This is a genomic window from Streptomyces millisiae (genome assembly GCF_031845425.1).
Classification (GTDB): domain Bacteria; phylum Actinomycetota; class Actinomycetes; order Streptomycetales; family Streptomycetaceae; genus Streptomyces; species Streptomyces millisiae.
Window position 1 is genome coordinate 1 of the sequence record NZ_JAVREM010000199.1, and the last position, 582, is coordinate 582.

Annotated in this window: 1 protein-coding gene; it reads left to right on the forward strand. The window is 66.3% G+C overall.

The annotated features are described in order from the left end of the window. Window positions 1–582 (forward strand): hypothetical protein (locus RNC47_RS36205; RefSeq protein WP_311605108.1); only part of this gene is annotated, 582 nt, incomplete at both ends.

The window sequence follows — 582 nt, forward strand, 5'->3', positions numbered from 1 at the left end:
GGGGAATTCGCATTCACTGCTGGCCGGGTTCGCGGCGAGGCTCGGCGCGCGTCTGGGCCGACAGCGAGTCGACGACGGTGCGGTCAGCCTGCTGATTCCCATCGCCGACCGGGCAGAGGGCGACACGCGGGCCAACGCGGTATCCCTGGACAGCATCGCGGTGAATCCGGCGCCCGTGACGACGAATCTGTCCGATGCGCGGGCAGCGATCCGGGCGGGCTTCAAGAAACGCCGGGACGAACCCGACGAGTCGCTGGAACTGCTCCCGCTGATCCCGTTCGTGCCCAAGGTCGCCGTGAAACGAGGCGCCGACGTGTTGTTCGGCTTCGCCGACCTACCGGTGTCCTGCACGAATCTCGGCGATCTGGACCCGACTCTGGGCCGTGCTGACGGCAGCGACTGCGCGTACGTGTTGCTTCGGGGCATCAACGGACGGATCCCACGAAAATTGCTGGAACAGCGGCGTGGGCTGCTGACAGTTGCGTCGGGCCGCATCGGTGGCCAGATCTCGATCACGGTGGTGGGTTACGAGCCCGGTGCGGTGAACACCAAACAGAGCCTGCGTGAGCATGTCCTGCACGT